The sequence below is a fragment of the Thalassotalea ponticola genome (assembly GCF_041379045.1).
Taxonomy (GTDB): domain Bacteria; phylum Pseudomonadota; class Gammaproteobacteria; order Enterobacterales; family Alteromonadaceae; genus Thalassotalea_A; species Thalassotalea_A ponticola.
The window spans coordinates 1,276,853-1,302,631 of record NZ_CP166871.1; the positions used below are offsets into that span (position 1 = coordinate 1,276,853).

Genomic DNA, 25,779 nt, shown 5'->3' on the forward strand with positions numbered 1-25,779 from the left:
CGGTTTAGGCCTGCATTTTTTGTTGTTCGCGAGTGTCTTTGTCATTTGCTGGGCAATAATGATTTATAAAATCAGTATGCTTTGGCCAGCTCGCAACTTTTTTCGCCACATGACTTTTTATTTTCTCTAAAAATGCCCGTAATTCGTCATCGCTCATCTTATCCACTATGGGGTGATATTGCTCCGGTATTAACCCCTGACCCAACATAACTTGCACCCAAGATGTTTCGCCGAACAATTCCTCAGCTTTCTTAAAAATGCGACCTGAAGCTTTAAATAACGCCATCCGATGTGTTAACGAGTCAGGTATCTCCATTGTTGCACAGTAGCGCCAGAAATCAGAATCACGGCGCTCTGTTAGGTGATAATGCAAAACAATAAAGTCACGGATATTGAGCATTTCCTCCTCAGTTTGCTTGTTGAATTCTTGTATGTCTGAATCGTTTATTCCTGTGTGAGGGAACATCTGCAACAAGCGTACAATTCCGCGTTGGAATAAGTGAATACCGGTTGATTCCAGTGGTTCAATAAAACCGGCGGACAACCCTATCGCAATACAGTTCTTGTTCCAATGCTTGCGGCGAGTACCTGTTTTGTACTTTATCACACGTGGCTCGTTAATCGGTTCCCCCTCAATGTTATCAAGTAGGGTCTGTATCGCTTCCTCATCCGTCATATATTTTGAACAGAAGACCAAGCCATTGCCCGTGCGGTTTTGTAATGGTATGCGCCATTGCCAGCCGGATTCGCGAGCAATTGAACGGGTGTATGCAACTGGCTCACCAACGGTTTTAGTTTGAACCGCTATTGCACTATCGCACGGCAGCATATGACTCCAGTCGTCATAGCCTGTATGTAGCGCTTCTTCAATAAGTAGACCTTTAAAGCCGGTACAGTCAATGAATAAATCACCTTCAATACGCTTTGAGTTATCTAAATCTAGGGACGTAATATGACCACCTTCAGGGCACAAGTTTACCTTGTTGATCTTCCCTTCAACCCGCTGACAGCCATGTTGATAAGCCAAAGATTGTAAAAATTTTGCATAAAGCCCTGCGTCTAGGTGATAAGCGTGATTTCTGTCTTGGTTTGGCATTACCGCGAATCGCCCTTGGCGACAAGCTAGGTGCTCACTGCAATAGTCTCCAATTTCACTGACCCAACCTTTTTGCAGACCTTTTAGCCAGAAGTGCTGAAAACCACATGCCCAGCAATCGCGACCGAGATAGCCAAACGAGTGAATATAGTCTTTATCTACGTCTCGCCAGTTTTCAAAAGATATACCCAGTTTAAATGTCGCATTGGTGGCAGCCATAAATTCGGCTTCATTGATACCAAGTAAGTCGTGTAGGAGGTGCAGGGTAGGAATTGTTGCCTCGCCAACGCCAACGGTAGCAATGTGATCTGATTCAACAAGAGTGACATTAATCGCATTGCCTAATAGCTTGGACAATGACGCTGCGGTCATCCATCCAGCAGTACCGCCACCGGCAATGACGATATTTTTAACGGGGTTGTTATTCATCGTTTCAGCTTCTCAAGTAATTGTGCACGAATTTTTCGTGCGGTTAATTCGTCCATCGGTGTTTTTAACATCCCTTGAGCATCTTCAGGCAGGTGGGCAGAGTCTTGCTCTTGATGGTCGAAAATGTAGTGTTCAAATATACTCTTCCACGCTTGTCGTTGTGCATAGGGAAGGTTGCGTAAATTGAGCATTGCTAACAATAACGCGTTGTGAGGTCGGCCCATATAAGCAGGGGTATCTCGCCACCAGTGGGTTACTAAAATATTTAGCCCTGACAGACCTTCGACATGGTGCCACCACATGCTCGGTAAGAAAAGGGCATCACCGGGATCAAGCTCGGCAACTTGCGCGTGCGCTAATGCTGTTTCAAATTTTGGGAACTTGGCAAAATCGGGATTATCAAAATCGACCATTGAAATATCTTGCCCTCCCGGAGCAAACTCCATCGGTCCGGTATATAAGTTTTTGACCTGCTCTGGAGGAAACAAGGTAAAACGGCGCTTCCCCACGACATTACAAGCAATATTGAGAGGGAAATCGTAATGTGCAGCAATTTTGCTTTGGTTACCAATCCAGATACTCGTCAACGGTTTATGACAGTCAATACTTATCGGATGTTGCTCTTTAAATCCCGGTAGGAAATGGCTAACTTCGGTAGACCCGACATACATGGTTGGTGGTGACGGATCGTCAATGTGCTGAAGTAACTTAGCAAGAACGGGTTTCAAGTCGACTTTAGCCGCTCGATAATTAAAGCCATCCAAAGAGTCATTGTAAAACACTCGGCCTTTTGTCGAGACATCACCATAACACGCATTAACGGCTTTTCCCTGATAAAATTGTTCAATATAGGCGCAGGCAGCAGACGCTGATTTAAGTCCTTCTTTTACAATGGGCCAGTCGTCTGCAAAGCCTTTTAACAATAGGGGTTGATCGGACTCAATCACAAATTGTGGTATGTTTTTAGCGGTCACACCCGTTATTTGTTTTACTTGCGTATCGATATTCAACATATGCTAAACCTTGTGTTACTGCTGTCGACGTTACTTTAGGTCGACGAGTTAATCAGCGAGTTTTTCTTATCAAGCAGGCTGTTAATATTACCTTGTGACGCGATTTGCATGTAAATCGCTTGTAGATAACCTTTCTCTTTTAGTTCCTGCAATGTTTCGATAGCAAGCTCGTTAAGTCGCTCTTCATTGATGGTGTAAAAACCCAACATTTGATGCTGACTTTGATCGTTTAGCGTGACATCTAAACTGAACGGCTCAAGTAGGTTTAATTCGACTAAGCGTTCACAAAAGGTTAAGCCATCTAAAGCGCCAAAGTGCAATGCTTCTAACATACTAGCAGTGCGGTCCAAAAACTCACTGTTGCCACCGAACTCAAGAAATAATGGTTCGCCTTGTTCGGTATTGACTCGAGGATTGTCCAAATCAATACTCAACATTCTATTTTCTTGTTCTTGTCCGTCGACTTCAATGGTTTGGCGAGCAATTAAAAATGGGTGTCTAAGTACTGACATAGGAATGTAACGGGCATGCCAACCACTGTCATCGAGGAATAAGTTTTCATTTTCGGCAAAACCAAATAGCGCTGTGCAAATAAATTTACCCGTGCCTGGGTCTTTAGTGAAAAAGATAGGGTAGTAAGCTTGTGCACTGCGAAACTCCTGAGGAAAAGTCATCGCATACCACATATTGTCGCCATATTCGGCCCCACGCTTGGTAATGATTTTTAAATTTTTGTGATCAACGCTATTTAGCAGGGCATGATTTGCCATGTTTTTTACTCCCAATAACCAGCTGTGCGCAACTAAATCTTTGCAAAGCCGTACATTTTTATCTTGTTAATTAGCACTCGATTACTCTCTAAAGTTCGCATCAAGTGTTGTGTTTGTTGTATGTTGTCGTTAAAAAAACGATTGGCCATCGTCGATTTGTCTCGACGTTTTTGCCGTATAGGTAATTGTGTTTCAAACCCCATTCCATACAAAATATATTGGAAACTGGCTGCGGGAAACAGTTCATCAGTGTGATGACTGTCATAACCAAATGGCGTCTGAAACTGCCATAATTGCAATAGTTCTTGTAAGGGCTGAGGGATTGAGCTCGAGTCTCTGTTATCCCGCCAATAGGCGCTATCGTCTCGTTGAGACAGTACATAGTGTAATTTCAAAAACTCGATGACTCGTTGCCAACGGTGGGTAAACTTGTCATTAAAGCGCTTGGCCGTTATGTCCATAACAACACGATTGGCAGGTAATTGTTCAGCGATCATTTTCGCAGATAACTCAATAAGCGCTAAGGCAGAAGCTTCTAACGGTTCGATAAAACCGGCAGCCATACCCACGGCAACGCAGTTTTTATGCCAAAATTTAGCACGGTAACCAGGGTTAATTCTTATCGATCGAAGTTCGACTTCATCGGCGCTTTGACCAAGAGAAGGGCGTATGTAGTTTCGCAAATCCTTTGCGGCCTCTTCATCACTAATATGAGCACTGGAATATACGTGACCGACACCACGGCGAGAGGGCAAGCCGATATCCCAAATCCAACCACAGCGCTGTGCTGTTGAGATTGTATGGGAGGCAATATCCTCATTTTCATCGCGATACGGTACGTGAACTGCCAAAGCGCGGTCGTTGAATAACACATGCTTTTGCTCAATAAAATCAACTCCGTAATGCTCACCGAGTAATAGGGATTTCAGTCCGGTACAATCAATAAATAAGTCACCTTCAACGTCTTTCCCCGAAGCCGTTGTTACTGACTTTATATCCCCGTTAGGGTGATTGTTAATGCGAGTCACATGGTCGAGAATGTGTGCAACGCCTAAATTATGGCAACAATGACGTTGGAGTAGCTGAGCAAATTTTGCAGCATCTAGATGATATCCGTAATTTAGATTGAACGAATATTCAGGCGTAGAAATTTGCTTAGGCGCTTTGCCGTGTCGGCAAATGTGACTTTGGCTAGTCGTAGCATCAGCAAAACTAACTTGCTGTTTATGGGGCTGCCAATATTCGGCTATATTGGTTTCATGAAACCCTGCAGGCATGGTGAACGGGTGAAAGTAGCTATCACCATTACCGTGTTGCCAATTGCGAAATTCTGAAGCCTGTTTGAAACTGGCGTCGCACTCAAGGATAAACTCACTCTCGCTGATCCCCATATTCTTGAGCGTATGGCGCATAGATGGCCAAGTTCCCTCACCGACGCCAATGGTTGGCACATCGGGTGATTCAATTAACGTGACGGCAATGCTGGTTTGCTTATTTGTTTGGTATTCACTGGCGAGTATACCGGCAGTTAACCACCCAGCACTACCGCCACCCACAATGACAATGTTTCTTACTTCTTGCTTCATACTGCTTATTTTGTGTAAAACCTTATTAAAGCACTCGCTAACTAGCTCACTATATCGTTATTAGAGCAGGCAATCTAGTCTATTGGCCATTTAAGCGCTGTTGTTAGACCCAGATCAATATTTAAATGCTTTAGTAAAGTTTCAAGGCTTGAATTTAATCTTAAGTTAAAGATAAAAGCCGCAAGACAATGGATGCTTGCGGCTTTTTTGTCATGGTACTAAATCATACACTTAGAAAGTGTAACGAGCACCTAAGCTGTAACGCGCACCTTGTTGGGCTACGTTAAGAACTTGGTATTTAGTACGACCGTGCTTGCGACGGTATTCATTAGTAATGTTGATACCTTCGAAGAAGACAGATAGACCTTCGACGTCAGCAAAGTCATAGCTGATGTTAAAGTCTAACTGCTCGTATTCCTCAACAAACGTTGGGTTGGCACCTGTGTCATCACCTTTACGCTCTAAGTAAGCGTCACGCCAGTTGTATGCAAGACGAGCAGCAATACCATACTTCTCATAGAAAACAACTAAGTTAGCTGTGTCTGAGATACCTTCTTGTGCACCGTCATTTGAACCGTACGTCGCAGTATTGTCGTAAGCGCCACCAGTGATAACCATGTTGTTGTAGTCGTCACCAGCATCAACTAAGGTGTAGTTGGCAAATAAACCAAAGCCTGATTCACCAAATACGTGCTGCGCTGCAAATTCAAAGCCATCGAAGTTATTTTCAATGTCATCATTTACAGGTACGTTAATTAAGAATTCAACCAATTCGTCATCAGCAGCGCCTTCAATGATTAGCTTACCAGTTTCATCAAAGTAAACTTCTTCGTTACCAATGAAATTCTCAGCAATGTAATCACGTTGCGCATCTGCGTCACCACCAACTGCTGCAACCGCTTCGTCGTACTTAGGACCATCAACAGGGTTGTTGATGTTAAATAGCGTTTCAGCGATTTGGCCATTCGTAATCCAGTTTGTTACGTCTTTCTTGAAGTAACCAACTGCCGCGTAGCTTGATTCACCGTAGTAGTATTCTAGTGATAAGTCGAAGTTTTTAGACTCAAGAGGTAACAAGTCAGGGTTACCTGAGTTACCGCTCGCACCACCGCGGTTGAATTGTGTCCCAACCGTTGTACCACCTTGTAGTGAACCGTAGCCGGCACGACCAATGGTTTCACTGTACGCTGCGCGCGCAATGATGTCATCGGTTAGCTCTAGGTTAAAATTGATGTTAGGCAATAAGTGATCGTAAGAACCCGATTTTGACAAGCCAGCTTGACCGTCGCGAATTAGAACGATTTCGGTAGCACCTTCCCATCGTGCACCGTTATAAGTTGGTACAATCGAAGTAGAATCAACTTCAGTTTCTTCGTAACGAAGACCGATGTGAATATCAAATGGCATTACACCAATTTCACCTTCGTAATTCCACTGCGCGTAAACAGCGGTCACTTCTTCTTCAACATAGCGGTCTGTGTCAGCTGCATAATTCGTTGAAGCACAGAAATTTGAACCACAGTCACCTGCACCACCAGTTGGTCCGTAATTTGCTTCGGCAAAATCACGTAACTGGTTGAAATCCCATGCGAAGAAGTAGTCTACAATTTCAAAGCCGTCAGGACCTTCAGGGTGATCTTCAAAATAGCCACCGTCTACATCATCAAAGCGATCGTGAATGCTTACCTTGTCACCAGCGATGTCTGCTAAGTCACCAGCTGCACCTACACCGCCCCAGTCGTTACGTTGCACTTGAACTGCACGGTTATGCTTGCTCGCTGTCATCATGCTAGCACCAAAGTCGATGCTACCAAATTCGTCAAGGTCTAACTTACCGTTGATCTGTGTTTGGTCAATTTCAGAGCGGTTGTCGTCGTTGCGGAAGAACGACCCCGTTACTAAGTAATCAGCTTTGCTAACGGTGCTCGAACCTTGTACAGCCAATACTGGTAAATCACCAGTGAAATCGGTAGCTGCTTGTGAGCGAACAAAGGCTGCAGTCGACAACACGTTAGAACTACCGTAAGGGCTATTTGGAGTTTCTTCGGCATCTGATGAGTGATGATCGATTTCTAGCCATAAGCGGTCGTTTACTTGCCATTCGAAGTTAAAGCCAATTGAGTCAGCTTTAGCTTTGGTAGCAGAGCTTGATACAGCCATTGATAAATCTTGGTTACCAATACCATTAGCTGCGTAATCTTCTTCATAGAACAGCGGAGAAGAAATCGGACCGTCTGTCCACACGTTCTCTGAAGGAGCAAAGGTATACCATGCTGATACTTCGTTGAATTGACGGTCAACTTCGTTGTTCATGTGGGTGTAATCAACAGTGAACGTCATGTTGTCATTTGGTGCGTATTGTAATACCAATTGACCATTCAAACGTTTGCGTTGTTGCTCACCGAATTGATAGATGGTTGTTTGTGGAACAGAATAAATTTCATCTTGAGTTGGGTCAGGACGGTTAACTTGGTTTTCGTATGGAACACCACCCCAATCGGCGTTAGACGCTGACCAATCTTGGTTTACACGAGATGGGAAAGTACGCCAGCCTGTTCCAACATTAGCTTGTTGGTTACCACTGTCACGCTCTGCGTAGCTTGCTGCAAGTGAAATACCAAAACTGTCGTCTAAGAATGTGTTTGAGTATAAACCTGAGATTTCAGGTGTTACGCTACCTTCGTCTGTTGATGTGTCATCTAAACCTTTTACACCAATACTGCCACTCATGCCCGGCTTGTTTAGGGGACGATGGGTAAGAATATTGATGGTTGCACCAATACCACCTGTTGCAATGCTTGCATCACTGGTTTTGTATACTTCAGCACCTGACACAAGTTCTGATGCGATGTTATCAAAGTCAAACGAGCGATCACCAGTACTTGTTGGCATTTGACGGCCGTTTAATAGTACTAAGTTACGGTCTGGACCAAAACCACGAACCGTTACACGGCTACCTTCACCGTTGTCGCGGTCAATAGCAACACCAGATATACGTTGTAGTGATTCTGCAAGGTTTGTATCTGGGAACTTACCGATATCTTCGGCATTGATTGCTTCAACGATACCAGAACTCGAACGCTTGATATCCATTGCTTTTGTTAATGAACCACGGATACCCGTTACTTCAATAACTTCTACGTCTTCTTCTAAGGCAGCTCCGTCTTCCCCGTGTGCAGGAAGAACAACAGAGGCACCCAAAATCAAAGAAAGGCTCGAAGCCAACTTTGTTTTGTTGAACTTGTAAGACTTCATTAATATTTCCCTCGGTTATTATCATTAATGTAATAATTTTTGTAAGCGCTTACATTTACCGTTACTGAACGTAAGCTTCAGGTGTGTTATTTTTTAAAGCGCTAATGCTAAAGTAGAGTAAATAAAGATTCAATTCAACCTTTTTTTACGCTTTGATTGCATTTAGAAACGCGTTTTCATATTAATGAAACAAGTTTTTAGGAAAAAATTATAATATTAAACAGTTGGTTAGTTTCTTGTTGGTGTTTTTATGTACGTTTAGGCGGTTTTTAACCTTAAAGCAGTATTTGTAGGTACCGATATGAATGGAAACCTCGTTTTTGTCGGTTTTATCGTCGATTTGTTTGGTGTTCGATTTATAATCTTTGTGTAATAAAAACGCTATTATCTAGAGTCTAACAACAGGTTATGGCTGTGTGCTTGACACTCACGCGCTTGTTTATGTTTAATGTATCTTCTGTGCGTGTAATGCCCATACTCAATCTAGGAAAACGAATGAATAAAACTTGCTCAGGTAAACGGTTAGGCAAACTCTGTCGAAGACCCATTGTAACCGTCTCGAAAACGCAGTTTGATGTGTTAATAAATACTGTATTAGCAAGGTTAAAATTGGTTTCAACTGTTTGTCTTTCTATGACTGTGCTGTCTTTGGTAAGTACGCAAGCAATAGCTAAATCCGCAGAGGGGTTTGTTGCCCTTTATAGCGAACAAACGATACAAATTGATGGCAATGCCAGCGAAGTTATTTGGCAAAGTAGCCAGTGGTACCAATTGAACCATGATATGTTAGCTAATTATCCGGCAACCGACGATTTTTCCGGTCGCTTTAAAGTCGCTTGGGATGAAAACTATTTGTATTTGTGGGTGGAAATGAGCGATGACGTGCTGTTTGATCAACATGCAAATCCGTTGTTTAAATATTGGGACGATGACGCGTTGGAAGTGTTTATTGATGAGGATAGGTCAGGCGGGACGCACCAGTATGATCACAATGCTTTTGCTTATCATATTGCACTTGATCATCAAGCAATCGACATAGCCGGTAAAAAAGACGACGGTACGCCAAACTTTGTGGCGTTAAATGAGCACGTTAAAAGTGTGTGGCGTCGAACCGATGTGCGCGCTAATGGTATTGTTTGGGAAGTGGCATTAGAGATTCACAATGATTCGTTTGATCACCGAGTCACAGCGAACCGACAGGCTTCTAGAGTCGCATTAACTGCAGGCAAAGTATTAGGCTTTATGTTGGCCTATTGTGATAACGATGGCAGTAAGCAGCGCGAACACTTTTTAGGGTCCACTTATATTACGCCCGTCAACGGCGACCAAAACTTGGGCTATAAAACAGCGGACGTATTTTCAACATTGTTGTTAAAAAAATAAGCAGGTTTTAAATCGGCTTCAGGTCGCCATAGGATGTGGTGCGAATGAAAATACGACCAGTACAGGACTTGAAAGGTAGCTAGTTTAGCCATAGCAGCATCTATCTATATAACAATAAAGACAACAGAGGGATACTCACTATGCGAGTAGAAACTAATGAATACGTCGAGACAACGATTGGAAAGCTGGGGCGCCGAGTATACATGAAAGCATGCTCTAGCGCGTTGATGTTTGTGCTGGGGCTATGCATAGCGAACAGTGCAAAGGCCAATGACGCGCAACCGCTGAGTAATAGCGCGCACTATCAGATTCAACAACAGCGCATCGCCGATGCCGAACAGTTCGTATCTGTATTGTTGAATAAATTAACCTTGAGTGAAAAAATCTCACTGGTGCATGCCAGTGGAAAGTTTCACGTCAATGCGATCCCACGATTAGGTATTCCTGAGCTGTGGTTGTCGGATGGTCCTCACGGTGTCCGCTATCAGCATCAACGTGATTCTTGGCAAAGTGCAGGGTGGACAGATGATGCATCAACTTACCTTCCTCCTTTAACCTCAGTCGCAGCGAGTTTTGACCCTCAAATTGCTTATTTACACGGACGTGTGCTGGGCGCAGAAGCAAGACATCGCGGTAAAGATATTATTTTAGGACCTGGCGTTAATCTTGCTCGTTTGCCGCTATATGGGCGTAATTTTGAATACATGGGGGAGGACCCATTTCTCGCTGCTAGCTTAGTTGTACCTGTGGTTCAAGGTATCCAATCGCAAGATGTTGCCGCCAATGTGAAGCATTTTGCGTTAAACAATCAAGAATTAAATCGCAATGCAGTCAATGCGAAACCCGATGAAAGAACTTTACGAGAAGTTTATTTGCCTGCGTTTGAAGCCGCGGTAAAGCAAGGTGACGTATTCTCTGTAATGGGCGCATACAATCAGTATTATGGTACCAATGCTAACCAATCGGCTCATTTAGTAAAGCAGATATTGAAAGGCGAGTGGGGGTTTGACGGTGTGTTACTGACCGATTGGAATGTCGATATTAATACTTTTGATGCGGCGGTCAATGGCCTAGATCTTGAAATGGGCACCAATGTCGACTCATACGATGACTATTTCTTTGCCAAGCCGCTTATGAAGATGATAAACGAAGGTAAAATTGATGAGGCGATTTTAGATGACAAAGTAAAACGTATCTTGCGTTTGATGTATCGCATTGGCGTGTGGGATGACCATCGTTTGCCGGGAGAGCGAAATACCGTTGAACATCAACAAGCAGCTAAACACATAGCCAGTTCAGGTGTGGTTTTATTAAAAAATGACAACTCATTGCTACCACTAACAAAGAAAATAAAAAATATTGTTGTCATGGGGCCCAACGCAGATAGAAAACACGCATTAGGTGGGGGCTCTTCTGAGGTGAAAGCGCTATACGAGATAACGCCTTTACAGGGCTTGAAAAACTATTTAGATAGCGATGTGAAGGTTCAATTTATGCGCGCTAAGTCGGCTGAATTAACTCCTATTGCTGCAGATTATATCGTATCTAAGCACTGGACAGGTACACCGGCATGGCATGTAAAATATTATCAAGATGAATCGAAGCAGACAGTCACAAAGGAAGATTGGCAGGCTAATTCAGCATATGCCCGTGATACAGATGTCGCTGTGAGCAAGGTGCAAATGAGCGCGACAATAAAGCCATTTCAATCTGGGACGCACACAGTGAACATCAAATATCGCGGCAATTTGGCGATTTATATCAATGATAAATTGCTTTTTGAACAACCGACAACCACGTTCACAGAAACGTCAGTTGATATCGATTTAGACCACTCACAGAGCTATAACATTGTGATTGAGCACGATAGCCAAAGTGACTTTGTTATCGGTTTAGACGACCCATCAGATCGCTTTGTTGATAAGAATACGTACATGCAAGCAGCAGCATCGGCGGATGCGGTGATTTATTTTGGTGGACTCAGTCATGGTGATGATAGAGAGGCCTTTGATCGCACCTCAATGTCCTTACCGGGCGAACAGAATAAAGTCATAGACAACTTGTTGCAAGCCAACCCCAATACGGTGGTATTCATGGTGGCAGGCTCTGCAGTTGAAATGCCTTGGGTAGAACGCGCTAAAGCTATTGTTTGGGGATGGTATGCTGGGATGGAGGCTGGTAATGCTTATGCAGAGCTATTATTTGGCGATGTAAATCCCAGTGGTAAACTGCCAATCACACTGCCTGTTAGCTTAGAAGATTCGCCAGCAATTGCATTAGATGATTATAATGCACAGGAGACACTCTACAAAGAAGGGGTGTTTATGGGGCACCGCTGGTTTGAACAACAAGATATCACTCCGTTATTTTGGTTTGGCCACGGACTTTCATACAGCACCTTTGAGCTGTCGAATATGACCATCGAATCTGGTAACTATGTGTCAGATGACGGTACACAAGGGCTTTATAAAATAAATGTTGATGTTACCAACACCAGTAACGTTGCCGGTAGTGAAGTGGTGCAACTCTATTTGCAAGATCATAAAGCATCAGTTCCTCGTCCTAAAAAAGAGTTTAAAGGCTTTCAAAAAGTGTTTTTACAAGGACAAGAAACGCGCAGCGTGTCGATGATATTGAGTAAACGAGATCTGTCATTTTGGTCTATTGACGATAACGATTGGCGAGCGGAGCCGGGGCTGTTTACTGTTCACCTTGGGGTTTCGGCAAATGACATTCGTACACAAAAAACACTGAAATACACAGCGGCAACAACGCACTAAATACAATAACCGTTAAAAATTTGCAAAACAAAATGGCAATGTGCGTTCTTTTGATGTTTGGTAAAGACCGCGCATCGCCATATTTAGGAATATAAATCATGCTCTATCGTCGTTCAACTTGTATCAAGGTTGCTCTGCTACCTGTTGTTTTATTGGCCGCTAAACCTGCTTTGGCTAAGCCTATGACGTCAGCGTTGTTGGATAATGGGAACGCGATGTCTTCTTTGCAAACCAGTGATGCCGAGTTACAGGCCAGATCGAAAAACACGACGTCACTGAGGATTAGTAGATCGAGTTATTTGCACAAACTGCGCGGATTTTGGCTCGGGCAAAATATTGCTAACTGGACTGGTTTAATAACCGAAATGGACAAAGTTGGAACACCACAAACCTTGCCGTTTTATACCGATGATGATTGGGGCAGTAAAGATTTGCCCGCGATGTGGGGCGAGGGGGTACCGCACAGCGATCGAATAGATTTTTATATTGAAAAAGTTGATGGTGTATGGGGAGCCGATGACGATACAGACATTGAATACATGTACTTACATTTACACCATCTGCATCAAACATCGAAATTGACACCAGCACAAATTCAGCAAGGCTGGTTGGCACATACTTATGCTGACAACGAGGCCCCTTTATTTAAAAAGTTTGTCGATTCGAAGCCAGTCAGAGAAAATTTTTTGTGGGAATCGAATCAAACAGCCAGAGACTTAATGGCAAAAGGTGTACTACCACCTCAGACCAGTGAAGAAAGCGTAAATAAAAAGTCGATGATGATTGACGCACAGCTTACTACTGAAATATTTGGTTTGCTAGCACCTGCTAATGTTGACGTTGCTCTAGATATCGCTCGATTACCCATACGTGTTGCGGGCAATAACGAAGCTGCTGAAATCGCCTCGTTTTATGTCGTTATGCATTCGTTAGCGAGTGTCGTTGATACAAAACAGCCGATGTCGCAACAAACTATGTGGCTCGCTAATCGCGCACGAGAGTATTTAACAGATGGCTCTTACCCAGCGGCTATGTATGACTTTGTGTTACAGCATTATTTGGAAAATCCCGATAAAAGTAATTGGGAGGCAACTCGCGATGCCATTTATCAGCGGTATCAATTGGAGCAACGCGACGGATATCAGCAACAAGATCCATTTGCTGCAGGGATCAATTTTGCCGCAAGTCTAGTCAGTTGGTTTTATGGTCAAGGTGATTTTAAACGCACCATCCAAATTGGCACCTTAACTGGGTGGGACTCTGATAACCCAACCGCAACTTGGGGAGGTTTACTCGGTTTCATGCTTTCGGTTGACGGGGTAAAAGCCGCGTTCGCAGAAGATAACATGTCCGAGCGATATTGGATTCATAGAACTCGGCGAAACTTTGTCGACTACACCAAAGACGAAGATGGCGACGACAATTTTGCTTTAATGTCACAACGGATGTTGGATGTCATTGATCGTGTAGTTAAGGAACAAATGCAAGGGCATGTGGATGAATCGTCTTGGCAGATAACTTGGTCGAAGAATCAACCCTAATCATTGTCGAGTGTGTGGGGGGAAGTTACCACATTACCTCCATTTAGAGGTGGGCTAACGAACTTGTGTTGCAACAAGTTACAAGAACTCAACGTTGATTGGTAATTGTCGTCTAAACTTATTAGAATCTATACACTTTCCTTACACTAGTACAATCGCAATGAATGCAGAATTATTTTTTATTTACGATAGCCACAATCCATGGTGCTACGCTACCTCGGCCTTAGTTGAACAAATCCACCAAGCGTTTGCTGATATGCCCATTAACTTGTGGCATATGGCTTACTACGACGGTGACACCAAAGTTAGCAAGCAACAAGTAAAACAAGTTGCAGAGCAAAGTGCGGCGCAATTTGGTGGTGATTACCTCGATCACAGTAACGAATTTCAGGACTCGCTAATGGCGGCCAATTTTATGGCGTGGGTCAATAGCAAACAGCCCGAACAAGCGGTGAGCATTTTACGAGGATTGCAACGTCAACACTTTGTTGACAACAATCCGTTTACCGATAAATACGATTTTCAAGCGCTGTGTCAACGCTTTAAATTGTCACCGCCTGGCAAAGTGTTTAAAGCGCAATTAAGTAAAGACGCTGAGTGGGCTTTAGCACAAATAGAAGAGGTGCAAGAGGTGATTAATACCCATGCGTTTCCCGCCTTATTACTCGCCGTTGACGACAACTTAGTGTTGCTCAACCACAACCTGTATTTAACCAAGCCTGAGGCTATCGTTGAAGCCGTGTCGTTAGAAATGTCGTAACTCTCATCTCTATGCCGTCATCGACCGTATCATCAAGTAAAGGAGTGAGATATGGTCGCTGCAAAAAAATTGCTAAACAGTAAATGGACTAAGCAACAAGTTGTTAATAAGCAAAGACACTTTGTTGTGGTTGAGGTGGAGTACGACGATGATGGTCACGTTGTCGAGTGTGTTATTGAAGCGGTGATTAATCGTCAGCGCTATGCCATTGATTGGCGTCAGCTCAACGATGACAGCGTCTGGCGAGCCGGTTGGCACTAACAACACCTTTGCGCTTAGCGTCTATATATAATGTTGGAATGTTAAAACGTGAAACGAGTCACTCTGTACACTATGAATAAGTGCCCACACTGCGATACGGCAAAGCAATATCTTGACGGTCAAGGTATTAAGTATCGATTGTGTAATGTATCAACCCCAAATGGCAAAAAAGAGTTTAACCAATTGGGGTTTCGCGGCGTACCGGTATTAAAAATTGGCGATCAATTTTTAAATGGATTTTCAATAAAGCAGTTTAATCGCTTGTACAAAGGTTAAACTGTCCAGCCTGTTCAGGGCGAGATAAGCCACAGCCTGTAAAGGTGCAAACGAGATTTACCCTTCAGCCCCGATACTCACTAAATAGCGCCCGGTTACTTGGCCGTTAAAAAACTTAGGCAACACCTCAATGACTTGGTCGAGGGAAATCGTAGTGGCTAACATGTGGATGTCAGCCAATGCGTATTTATCGGCCACAAGCTCCCACATGCGGGCTTTCTCGGTCAATGGGATGTTGACCGAATCAACTCCCAAAATTGACACCCCGCGAGTAATAAACGGAAACACATTTAAGCTAAACGAGGCCGAAGCAGCCAGTCCGCAGGCTGCAACGCCGCCATTTGGCTTAAGTTGCTTGACCAAATTGGCGAGGTAGTCGCCTCCTAGTGTGTCAATAGCGTGTCCGTAAAGTCCTTTGCCCAGTGGTTTGTCGCCGATGTCGTTGATTCTATCGCGATGTAAAACCTCGTTTGCACCGAGCTTTAGCAGCAAGCTGGTATCGTCTTTACCACTAAAGGCAATGACCTCAAAGCCAAGTTTGTGCAATAGGGCGACGCTGATACTGCCCACACCGCCTGTAGCCCCTGTTACTGCAACTGGGCCATCGCTTGGTTTGGCTCCCATGGTTAATAGTTTTTCAATGCAAAGGGCAGCGGTGAGTCCGCCGGTACCGTATATCATCGCATCACTTAAGCTTACGTTAGTTGGGCATGGCACCACCCAATTGGCCGGTACACAAATATACTCCGCTAACCCACCGGGGGTATTCATACCTAAGTCGTAACCAAACACCAATACTTTGTTGTGTTCGGTAAAGTTGCCTGAACGATCACTTATCACAACGCCGGCTGCATCAATTCCCGGAGTATGAGGGTATTGGCGAGTGACCCCCTTGTTGCCAAAGGCAGACATGGCGTCTTTGTAGTTTAATGATGAGTAGTGAACTTTAATCAGCACGTCATTATCGGGTAAGTTGTCAAAGGGCAGATCGCTTACGGTCTGCTTAAATTGGCCGCTGTCATCTTCGGTGACTACTAAGGCGCGATAACTGGTTGTCATAATACTCTCTCTGAAGTTGTCAATTTTTTTGTGACGACACACATAGCATAGGCTGTTTTTTGTTATTTGCACTGCTTGAACAGGGGCACAAGTGGTCAGTTACAAAGCTAATCGAGGTGCAAAAAGTTTGCCTTTCCTCAGCTTGCAAGCCATTCTATAACTATTCATATCAATGGGTTAGGTAAGTATGTTGGTTTTTACTTTGGTTACTGTTTTTGTAGTAGCATTGTGTGTTGTGTTGCATTATGAGGTACTGCGTGCACTATCTCACCGCCTTCCGTATTTGCACTACAAGAACAAATATCAAATTTTAGTTGGCGTGGTTGGTGCGTTGATCGCACATTGTATTCAAGTCGGTATTTTTGCTCTGGGTTTTTATTACCTGACTCATCAGCAGCGCTTTGGTGAGCTCAAAGGAAACTTTGACGGTAGCTTGGTCGATTGCGCCTATTTTTCATTTACGACATTTACTACGGTGGGGTTTGGTGATATCGAACCGCACGGCGCGGTGCGCTTTTATACGGGTATTGAATCACTAACTGGCTTAGTGTTGATCACGTGGACCGCGTCGTTCTTGTTTATTGAAATGCAGCGCTTTTGGGAAAAGCCGAGAACAAATAGAGGCTAAACTGTTGTCACCATTTCGCGCTCTTTGCAAAGCACTGCGTTTACCATTTCTCACCCTGACACTGAGTTGCTTGGCGCTTGTCTATGCGCTGTTGGTATGGCATCAGGTGAATTTTGTGGCGGTGCATTTTGCCCTGGTGTGCTTGGCGGCGATAGCGGCGCACATCGGGGTTAATGCGTTAAACGAATATCAAGACTTTCAATCTGGCCTTGACTTACACACTCAGCGCACCCCGTTTAGTGGTGGTAGCGGCGCCTTACCGGCACAACCCGAAGCTGCCAAAAATGTGGTGCTAGTCGCTTATTGTTGCTTGCTGCTGGTGGCGCTGATCGGCGTCTATTTTGTCTGGCTTAGCGGCCCTGGCTTAGCACTTGTCGGTGCGCTTGGACTGGTGATTATTATTACCTATACTCCGTATATCAATCGCTGGCCTGTGGCTTGTTTACTGGCACCGGGCATAGGCTTTGGTGGCCTGATTGTCGGTGCGTCATTTTGGTTGCTGAGTAAACAGCTAACTGAGGCGGCGATGATAGCGATGCTAGTCACCGCAGTGGTGACCTCAAACTTGTTGCTGCTCAATCAAATTCCTGACCGTGTGGTAGACAAGCAGTTTGGCCGCAACCACTTTGTCATCGCCTATGGCGTGTCAGCGACCTTAGTATCCTATAGTGTCTTAATGTTAATGGCGATGGCCAGCTTGTGTATTGGTTATTACGCCCTGGTACTGCCCAAGGCGGCCTTGTGGGCATTGGCACCGTTGTTTTTACACTTTGTTTGTTTAGATTTTGTAAGGCGCTCAATGCGGGGTAAAAACTCTGCTCATTTACACACCGCGCTGCTGATCAATGTGCTGGTGGCAAATAGTTTGCCATTGGTATTAGCCTTGGCACTGCTCAATGCTTCACACTCGCCTTATGTCAGCTGATTTTTGTGGCTGACCAGATAAAACAGGCAATCGCTTTTGGCTATTTGACTGTTTTTTGTTGCCATAAAAACATGTATGGCTTGTTTTGGAACCAGTTGATTACCTCTTAATTGAAAGTAATCGTTAACCACATTAACGCCACTGGCATCAAGTAGCTGCAGATTGTTTAAACCGTGAGTATCGACCCAGCCCAACATTTGCTCGGGGTAGATTTGACCAAAATTATACTGCTCAATATTGTCACATAAGGTCACTCCTGCTAAACCGAAATCTTGCTTGGCAAAGTGCAGTGCAGTGCGATCAGCCAATTGCAGGCGCAATGGGTTGAGGTAAGTGGTTACGGTTTGGTTGATATGCTGTGCACTGAGATCATCCAATGTGGCCAGTTTGACTAACCCGAGATAAGCCACTTCGTGTGCTTGGCTATCTGTATTTCCACCGCATTCTATGGTAATGGCTTCACAGCCAAAATCTTGCTCCATCAAAGCCCCTAGGCGAATGTGAGATAACACCAAAGCACGGCAAAACACAGCGGCTAACGACAACGCCATTTCGTTTTTCATCACCGACACGGCAAATGCTGGGCTGTAACCAGAGGTGTTGTGTAAGTCTACCACCACTTCCGGACGCGCTTGTTCGATAATGTGCTCGATTTGCCGAGCGCGCAAATAATAGCCTGCTGGTTGCTTGTGATAGCCAAAACAACGGTTTAAATCGAGGCCATCGGGTAAGTAGCGATGACTAAACCTCGGCGAAGCTGACGCCGCCTCAATACTGCAAATGATAAAGCGCAAATTGGTTATTGGTCGTTGGTCGGCGTGAAGTTGAGTTAAGTAGCGGTGCATGGCAATAAGCCCTGAAGGCTCATTGCCGTGAATCAAGGTGGTGACAACCCGAGTGCGACTTTGATCTCGACCCGATATATCTATGACCGTTGGCGCGTACAAGCTCAATAAAAACTGCTCGTAATCGGATTTTAAACTGTCAAAGCCGGGGTCTTTGAGAAAGCAAACATCACTAAAATCTACTGCCATGGACGCTCCCACTGGCAAAGGTGTTTACCACTTTGATAGTTGTGTTGATAGGCTTTGACAGTTGATTGCAGAGCTTCGCTTTTGGTTTGTGTCTTTAAAAAGTGATCAAGTGTATGTCGTTGCCATCTAGCACCGGTTAAACCGATCTCTAAGCGCAGCTCGATTATCCCCAAAAATTCATTGATTTCCTGCTCGGAAATGCCAATTTGGCGCAGTCCGCGTCTAGCGATGGGTAATAGTTTGGTGATCACATCAGTAATAGCGACCATTTGAGGTTGATATTTTTGCTCTAACGGCCAAAGAATTTGCGCATCTAAGCCGTATTGCGCAGCTCGATAAAAATTGTATTCGGCGTATTTAAACGGCAGTACACTAATGATTTCATCGACCTCATCAGCAATACCCTCGGCTAGGCCAATGGCAAAGGCGGCATTTGCTATCATGTCGTCAACACTTGGCCCAGAGGCAATGGCTCTGAATTCAATGCGCATATGACCGTTGCCGTGGTGATCATAGACTGGGCGATGCCACGGCCATAGCGTCCCCATGTGCAAACACAGTTCACTGAGTTTAGGTAGTTGCTCTGATGAGCTAGTGTCAGCGTGATCGCGAAGCGGAATAATAGGGGGGTATAGGGCAACCGACTCGGCAAATAACTCCCACACACTGTGACGCAACCAGCCGTAGCCGTAACTCACACGTGCTGGCTTGTTGGGGATCAGCGGCTTGTTGTGGCGCACGTCAATCGATTGTTTGAACAAGGCCACGCGGGTTTCATCCCAAAGTTGGTTACCGAGAAAAATCGGCGAATTTGCGCTAATCGCGGTAACCAAAGGGAGGGTTAGCTGGGCGGCGTTAAACACCCGACAAAATCGCTGTTTATCGGTCATTAAATGAATTTGTAGCGATGTATTGGCTCCCTCAGCACAAATATTCGACAAGTGCATGTCGAGTGGGTCTTTGCCATTTATTTTAATGTGGAAGTCACTGCCGCGCTGGTTTATCAACTGACGAGAAAGGCAGTGATAACGACCGAGTGGTGTCATCAAATCGGCACTGAGGTTGTTGTGATTTAAGGTCGGTAAAATACCAATCGGCAAGGCTTCAACACCGAGTGGTTTAGCGGCATCAGCAAGTGCGGTTAACTTCTGTTGCAGTTCGCCCTTTAACTTGTGCAGTGGCTGATCATCAATGGCGAAGGCACTCAGATTTATCTCGACGTTGTATTGATTTAATTCGTATTGAAATTGGGCATCGTCAACCGCCTTGAGCACTTGTTGATTGCTGGCACTCATGTTGGCATCTTTATCGATCAAGTAAAGTTCAAGCTCAGCACCTATTTTGTGAGTTTGTTGACCGAACTCAGCCGATGACAAGATCGCTTTTAATTGATCCAGTTGCTGATATAACGTTTGCTGAAACTCGTCGTAATCACTGTCGCTAAACGAGATGTTTGGAACGTTCTGACCCATGCTATTTCCTCATTGTTTTTTATGAGTATAGCTTGCCAATATTTTACTGAACACATGTTGATTAACATCAAATTAACGCAACACCGATGAGGGTTTATTGGTTGGCTCAGAGTTAAAGCGAGTTAACCCCAGATAAGCTGAGTAAACCTCTGGGGATGGACAGGTTTATCAATCGTTAGACTTTATATGGCGGTAGTGAAATGTCGATACACGTTTTGCCGTGCATCGTTAACGTACCACAATAGGCACTGGTGCCATCACCGCTAAATTCGAATTGGTAGGTTATATCCAGGTACACACCGCGACGTTTACTAAATGCGAGGCGACTTTTTTGACGGGCGATACTGATTAATTGCAACTCGTTTTTATCGCAATAGCGCTGACACAATTTACGGGCAATTTCAGCGAGCTCTCGAATACTCCAAATATACCAAATGAGCAAGCCCAAACCGATAAGAACATATATGTCAGCTAATACCATGGTGTAAAAATTTTTATAAGTGATTGGTTGTTAGAGCACATTACCACAAGGCCGCAACCTTGACTATTGTCTATTGCCATTAGGCAATTGGTGTACCGCAACATCACACGGGCATAATAAATGCCTCGCGTGAAGCTTATTTGGCGTCATGTATCGAATTATTGTGTTTTTTGCGCCGGTGCTAACAGAGCGCCAATGGCGTTAATTAACTCATCGCTGCGCTGTGGTGAACGCAAACACTGTAATACGTGTATACGCGTTAACGGGATAGCAACCAAATCTTGAAACACCGCATTAAACACCGCTTGTGTGTGATGTGCACAAACGGCTTCTAAATAGGTCAACAAGCGTTGCTCATCTGCCAATAGAGGCCACGCTTTGGCGGTGAAGAGCAATAATGTGTTTAAGTCTTTGACACAATTACTCATCAACACCTGATCAGCCAATGCTACAACATGGGGATGATCCGCGTGTTGGCTGACCGCGCGCAGTAAATCGCCTAAGCGTTGATAGGCGCCAGGCTCACCGTCTTTTGCCGCTGCTATCGCTGTTAACTGTTGTTCTGCAAGGGAGACAATGCGCTGTAACAGCGCAAATGGCAGGCGCTGATTTTCAAGTGCTGAACACAGTGGCGATAATACCTGTGGTGGTAAATGCGCTAGCGCGGTACTTAATGTTTGGCTGTTATTGCCATCATCAATGCGCGCTGCAAAGTCACACAATCCTTGTACGGCCACACTTTGCCACGCATCCCAGCCTTGATCGCCCGACAAATACCATTGACATTGCTCGTAATACTGTGAACTCGGTTGCTTGAGATCGCGTTTTACTAACGCATTTAGTGAGGCCAGCTTGTATTGACTTGGGGTGAAGTTATAGGGGTTTGCCTTAAGCAACTCTTCTTGTTTTTCACTTGGGTCTTGGCTTAAGTCGCCGCCTAAGGCTTCAATAATAATAGCTAAGTAATGGTTGCGAGCTGCTTGATTTAACAAGCCTCGTTCATCAAGTGGCAGCTTAACAAACCAAATATACGGCGCTGTTGGCGACTGTTGCCAGAACACCAAGGCAAACATCGCATGTCCGCTAATTGGATACGGGTACGGCTGCATCGCCTGTTCAATATTGTTGAACTCTTGCTTACTTATTTTGGTTACTTTGCGACCGATGTCATATACCCGATATTGTGCGTTACTCAGTTTTAGCAACTCGGAAATCGTATCTATGGTGTCTTTGTTTTCGGGGGTAGAGTCAGTCATACAAGCCTTCGTGTTTAATCGAGTTTGCGGTGTTAATTTACCAATCGACGCATTATAATAAATGCCCTAGCCAATGAACAGTCAAAGCCGTAAATGAGTGTTGATAATAATGGACAAAACAGCGAATTGGAGTTCAGTCGAGGAACTGATGCTGTAAGTTGTCCCGAAGACGCAGAAAAACCTGAATTATATATTCTTTATCAAGATGAATATTTGATTGCAGTGAACAAACCAAGTGGCTTGTTTGTGCATCGCTCTTATCTCGATCGCGATCAAAAATACTTCGCCTTACAATTGGTCCGCGACATGGTGGGGAAGTACGTGTATCCGTTGCATCGGTTAGACAGGCCAACCTCTGGTGTGTTGTTGTTTGCCTTTGATCAACAAACAGCGCGAATTATGGGGCAAATGTTCACTGATAAAACGATTGCCAAGCGCTATTTGGCAATCTGTCGCGGTCACTTGCCAGAGCATGGTCGTGTGGAACATCCGCTCAAAGAAAAATTAGATAAAATTGGTGACAAGTACGCCTCAGATAACACCCTTGCCAAACAGGCCGTTACCGATTTTACACGTTTAGCAACGGCGACGTTGCCCATTGCATTAGGTAAGTATCCAACGATTCGTTACTCCTTAGTCGCGCTTGTGCCTCATACCGGTAGGCGTCATCAAATTCGCCGTCATCTCGCCCATTTGAGACACCCTATTATCGGCGATATCAACTATGGCGATAACAAACAAAATCCGTTTTTTCGCAACCACTTTGGTGTTAATCGACTGATGCTCCACGCGCAGCAACTGTCGTTTAACCATCCAGTGACCCAAACAGAGGTGATTATCGATGCGCCCCTTGATCAGCAATGGCTGGACATTATCAGTAAGCTCGGCTGGCATCAAGCTGTGCAAACCCATACAGAGGGTGGTCACAAAACGAGTGCAACTGATAGCATTTAGTTCTACATCTACCGTTATGCGATGAGGTACAGTCTGTGCATTAACAAGACCGCCGCTGGGTTAACTCAACGGCCCGTAGTGCGACTTTTTACAAAACTGAAAAGCGCGTATTTCGCCGACGTTACACACACAATGACCTCAAAAATGTCTAAAAAGCCGATATATCTATACATCAAGGGGTTGTTAATGCGCTTTTTTTCCATATACTGAGTGCATTAACACCAAGAATTAAAAAAACATTATGCAATATCAAACGCCATTACAACATTTTCTGCGTCATGCACAGCAGCGTCCTGAGCAAACCTTTTTACATCAGCCAATTGCCGGGGAATATCGCCAATTCACTTTTTCTGAGACCGAACGTCAAGCTCGCATTATTGCCAATTTCTTATTAAGTCAGGGTTATCAACCTGGCGATCGCATTGGTATTATTGCCAAAAATTGCGCCCATTGGTTGATTGCCGATTTGGCGATTATGATGGCCGGTATGGTCAGTGTACCAATTTATGGTACCGCAGGTCAGAGCACCATCAGTTATGTCGTCGAGCACTCGGATATGCGCGCCTTGTTTGTAGGACCTTTGGATAACTACGACGCGTTGACGAATACCCAAGCCGAAAATTGTCAGACCATATCACTTGGCAATGATTACGCCATATCACACCCATGTGACTTTAGCTTAGATGATATTTTACAGTCGCATCAGCCTCTCGAACAGGTTCATCAGGCTGACATTGATGATACGATGTCAATCGTTTACACATCAGGTACCACTGGTGCGCCCAAAGGCGCAGTGATAAGTTATAAAAACTTGGCAAGCGCTGGGCATGCAACCATGGAGGCGATATCGGCAAATCAACACGATCGAGTTGTTTCGTATTTACCGTTGGCTCATATCACTGAGCGATGCGTGATCGAAATGACTGCATTTGAAGCCGGTTTTCAAGTGTATTTTGTGCAAGGGCTCGATACCTTTATCGATAATGTAAAGTACTGCCAACCGACGTTTTTCATCTCAGTGCCTCGCCTGTGGACTAAATTCCAAGCGCAAATTTTAGCTAGGATATCGCAAGCCAAATTGAGCTTCTTGTTGGCATTGCCGGTTGTTGGTGGTTTAGTGGCGAAAAAAATCCGCACCCAGCTTGGCTTGGATCAGTCTCGGGTTTTTGCCAGTGGCTCAGCGCCAATTTCGGTTTCGGTACTCGAGTGGTTTTACAAGTTAGGTATTCCGATCAGCGAGGGGTGGGGGATGACCGAAACTTCTGGTTTTTCGTGTGGCAACTTGCCGTTTGAACGCAAATTACTGGGCACTATTGGCCGCCCGGCACAATGCGTTGAAATGAAGCTGTCAGAACAAGGAGAGGTTTTGATCAAAGGTGATGCGATCACCAAAGCGTATTATAAAAACAGTAAAGCCACCGCCGAAGCATTTGATGGCGAATGGTTTAAAACCGGTGACAAAGGCAAACAAGACGACAATGGTGCGTATCAAATAATCGGCCGTATTAAAGAGCAATTTAAAACGGCGAAAGGCAAATATGTGGTGCCGGTACCGATTGAGCGGATGTTGGCGAAAAATGTGCAAATTGAACAAGTGTGCGTGATTGGTTACGGTCGTCCTCAGCCGGTAGCCCTAGTGGTGTTGTCTGAAGGTATTGATGTTAACCACGGCAATGTCAAACAGTCGTTACAACAAACCTTAGCTGAAGTTAACAGCGAGCTAGAGTCACATCAACGCCTTGATTATCTGTACGTGTGTAAAGAGGGGTGGACGGTAGAGAATGAGTTACTGACGCCAACGTTGAAGCTTAAACGCAACCAAATTGAAGAGGCGTATACGGCCAAATTGCCAGAGAAAAGCGCTGATAAAGTAGTGGTTGAAGCGCAATAGTACCAAGCCAAGAGCTCAGTCGATAGAAACGGCGATTAACCTTGAGTTAATCGCCGTTTTTTGTATCGATTTGTTATCGCAGCCGTGACAAGTTAAACACCGTGGAGGTTGGCAACGCGCTCGATGTTCGATTGGTTTTTGTGAATTGAATCAAGCACTAGTACTGGCGAGAGCGGTGAAAAGCTCAATTCGCGTTAGCTGCGATTGACGACGATTTGTTAAGCGACTTGATAAATTACTAAAATAGCTGAAAAAAACACTTGTATTGAACGGCCATTGGCGTATAGTTATAAAAGAGTTTTGCAAATGCTTCACCATTATTTCGAAAGTAAATAATTTAAATGATGCAGTAGTAAGCAAACCGCAGTATTAGTTTTAGATAACTATCTGCCACTTGCTTCCATTTAAGTTTAGTACACGCGTACCACCATCTCGACATATGACTGTAACATCTTCAAAGCTACAACCGGGAAAGCTGCGTTAGCGAACCCCACTTTTATTATATTTTTAGGAACAAGATTATGTCAGATAATTTAAAAACTGGTACTGTAAAATGGTTTAACGATGAGAAAGGTTTCGGTTTCATCACTCAAGAAAGCGGTCCAGACGTTTTCGTTCACTTCCGTGCTATCCAAGGTACTGGTCGTCGTACATTAACTGATGGTCAACCGGTAGAGTTCGAAGTAGTTCAAGGCCAAAAAGGTCCTCAAGCTGAGAACGTAAAAGCGTTATAATCGCTGACTAAAGATTTCTAAAACGGGTGGCTTTTGCCACCCGTTTTTTTTTACCTCTGTTTTTTTACCTCTAGTACCTAGAGGCTATTCAACCCTGCTGCTCGTTGGCTCGTTAATATGTATGCAAGGACCACACATTTTTCACTGCGCCTCGATTAAATCCCTGTTAATTCGAACAACATCGATAGCACAAAG

At 44.4% G+C, this 25,779-nt stretch carries 21 protein-coding genes; 11 read left to right on the plus strand and 10 right to left on the minus strand.

The window, feature by feature from the left end:
- Positions 1-4: 4 nt before the first annotated feature.
- The 5 genes from ACAY30_RS05505 to ACAY30_RS05525 form a co-directional block, all read right to left on the minus strand.
- On the minus strand, positions 5-1,525 hold the full coding sequence (locus ACAY30_RS05505; RefSeq protein WP_290250453.1) for a tryptophan halogenase family protein: 1,521 nt from the start codon (positions 1,523-1,525) through the stop codon (positions 5-7).
- A complete protein-coding gene (locus ACAY30_RS05510; RefSeq protein ID WP_290250452.1) occupies positions 1,522-2,538 on the minus strand; it encodes a cupin-like domain-containing protein in 1,017 nt (338 codons plus the stop codon). Before ACAY30_RS05510 ends, ACAY30_RS05505 begins: the two co-directional genes overlap by 4 nt.
- 35 nt (positions 2,539-2,573) lie before the next feature.
- The gene (locus tag ACAY30_RS05515) at positions 2,574-3,308 is read right to left on the minus strand and encodes a SapC family protein (protein WP_290250451.1); all 735 of its coding nucleotides are present in this window, start codon (positions 3,306-3,308) and stop codon (positions 2,574-2,576) included.
- A 32-nt stretch (positions 3,309-3,340) separates the two neighbouring features.
- Positions 3,341-4,894 carry a tryptophan halogenase family protein gene (locus tag ACAY30_RS05520; protein WP_290250450.1) on the minus strand — a complete coding sequence of 518 codons (1,554 nt, stop codon included), beginning with the start codon at positions 4,892-4,894 and terminating at the stop codon, positions 3,341-3,343.
- Positions 4,895-5,125: 231 nt separating this feature from the next.
- Positions 5,126-8,149: a TonB-dependent receptor gene (locus ACAY30_RS05525; RefSeq protein WP_290250449.1), complete on the minus strand. Its 3,024-nt coding sequence runs from the start codon at positions 8,147-8,149 to the stop codon at positions 5,126-5,128.
- A 495-nt stretch (positions 8,150-8,644) separates the two neighbouring features.
- Between ACAY30_RS05525 and ACAY30_RS05530 the strand changes: the two genes are divergently transcribed.
- The 6 genes from ACAY30_RS05530 (at position 8,645) to ACAY30_RS05555 (ending at position 15,150) form a co-directional block, all read left to right on the plus strand.
- Complete coding sequence (locus tag ACAY30_RS05530) at positions 8,645-9,532, plus strand: sugar-binding protein (RefSeq protein WP_290250448.1); 888 nt, start codon at positions 8,645-8,647, stop codon at positions 9,530-9,532.
- Between the two features lie 140 nt (positions 9,533-9,672).
- Positions 9,673-12,312, plus strand: coding sequence for a glycoside hydrolase family 3 protein (locus ACAY30_RS05535; RefSeq protein WP_290250447.1), 2,640 nt, complete (start codon positions 9,673-9,675; stop codon positions 12,310-12,312).
- Positions 12,313-12,410: 98 nt separating this feature from the next.
- Positions 12,411-13,853, plus strand: a complete 1,443-nt coding sequence (locus ACAY30_RS05540) for an ADP-ribosylglycohydrolase family protein (protein ID WP_290250446.1) — start codon at positions 12,411-12,413, stop codon at positions 13,851-13,853.
- A gap of 160 nt (positions 13,854-14,013) precedes the next feature.
- On the plus strand, positions 14,014-14,613 hold the full coding sequence (locus ACAY30_RS05545; protein ID WP_290250445.1) for a protein-disulfide isomerase: 600 nt from the start codon (positions 14,014-14,016) through the stop codon (positions 14,611-14,613).
- Positions 14,614-14,664: 51 nt separating this feature from the next.
- A complete protein-coding gene (locus ACAY30_RS05550; RefSeq protein WP_290250444.1) occupies positions 14,665-14,874 on the plus strand; it encodes a TIGR02450 family Trp-rich protein in 210 nt (69 codons plus the stop codon).
- A 72-nt stretch (positions 14,875-14,946) separates the two neighbouring features.
- Complete coding sequence (locus ACAY30_RS05555) at positions 14,947-15,150, plus strand: glutaredoxin family protein (protein WP_371190165.1); 204 nt, start codon at positions 14,947-14,949, stop codon at positions 15,148-15,150.
- A 57-nt stretch (positions 15,151-15,207) separates the two neighbouring features.
- On the opposite strand, the gene ACAY30_RS05560 is transcribed toward ACAY30_RS05555, so the two are convergent.
- On the minus strand, positions 15,208-16,209 hold the full coding sequence (locus ACAY30_RS05560) for a YhdH/YhfP family quinone oxidoreductase (RefSeq protein ID WP_290250442.1): 1,002 nt from the start codon (positions 16,207-16,209) through the stop codon (positions 15,208-15,210).
- Between the two features lie 187 nt (positions 16,210-16,396).
- Between ACAY30_RS05560 and ACAY30_RS05565 the strand changes: the two genes are divergently transcribed.
- Positions 16,397-16,837, plus strand: a complete 441-nt coding sequence (locus ACAY30_RS05565; protein WP_290250441.1) for a potassium channel family protein — start codon at positions 16,397-16,399, stop codon at positions 16,835-16,837.
- Positions 16,838-16,841: 4 nt separating this feature from the next.
- Positions 16,842-17,762, plus strand: a complete 921-nt coding sequence (locus tag ACAY30_RS05570) for a prenyltransferase (RefSeq protein ID WP_290250440.1) — start codon at positions 16,842-16,844, stop codon at positions 17,760-17,762.
- Here the strand turns inward: ACAY30_RS05570 and ACAY30_RS05575 are convergent.
- From ACAY30_RS05575 to ACAY30_RS05590, 4 genes are all read right to left on the minus strand, one after another.
- Positions 17,750-18,796, minus strand: coding sequence for a succinylglutamate desuccinylase/aspartoacylase family protein (locus ACAY30_RS05575; protein ID WP_290250439.1), 1,047 nt, complete (start codon positions 18,794-18,796; stop codon positions 17,750-17,752). The two genes, ACAY30_RS05570 and ACAY30_RS05575, sit on opposite strands and share 13 nt — an antisense overlap.
- Positions 18,787-20,268: a glutamate-cysteine ligase family protein gene (locus ACAY30_RS05580; protein WP_290250438.1), complete on the minus strand. Its 1,482-nt coding sequence runs from the start codon at positions 20,266-20,268 to the stop codon at positions 18,787-18,789. The genes ACAY30_RS05575 and ACAY30_RS05580 overlap by 10 nt, the downstream gene beginning before the upstream one ends.
- 175 nt (positions 20,269-20,443) lie before the next feature.
- A complete protein-coding gene (locus ACAY30_RS05585; protein WP_290250437.1) occupies positions 20,444-20,749 on the minus strand; it encodes a DUF3301 domain-containing protein in 306 nt (101 codons plus the stop codon).
- Between the two features lie 158 nt (positions 20,750-20,907).
- Positions 20,908-22,005, minus strand: a complete 1,098-nt coding sequence (locus tag ACAY30_RS05590; protein ID WP_290250436.1) for a DUF3549 family protein — start codon at positions 22,003-22,005, stop codon at positions 20,908-20,910.
- 93 nt (positions 22,006-22,098) lie between these two features.
- Between ACAY30_RS05590 and truC the strand changes: the two genes are divergently transcribed.
- From truC to ACAY30_RS05605, 3 genes are all read left to right on the plus strand, one after another.
- A complete protein-coding gene (gene truC, locus ACAY30_RS05595) occupies positions 22,099-22,959 on the plus strand; it encodes a tRNA pseudouridine(65) synthase TruC (protein ID WP_290250435.1) in 861 nt (286 codons plus the stop codon).
- Between the two features lie 241 nt (positions 22,960-23,200).
- Positions 23,201-24,850, plus strand: coding sequence for an AMP-binding protein (locus ACAY30_RS05600; protein ID WP_290250434.1), 1,650 nt, complete (start codon positions 23,201-23,203; stop codon positions 24,848-24,850).
- A gap of 521 nt (positions 24,851-25,371) precedes the next feature.
- Positions 25,372-25,584 carry a cold-shock protein gene (locus ACAY30_RS05605; protein WP_290250433.1) on the plus strand — a complete coding sequence of 71 codons (213 nt, stop codon included), beginning with the start codon at positions 25,372-25,374 and terminating at the stop codon, positions 25,582-25,584.
- Positions 25,585-25,779: the final 195 nt, after the last annotated feature.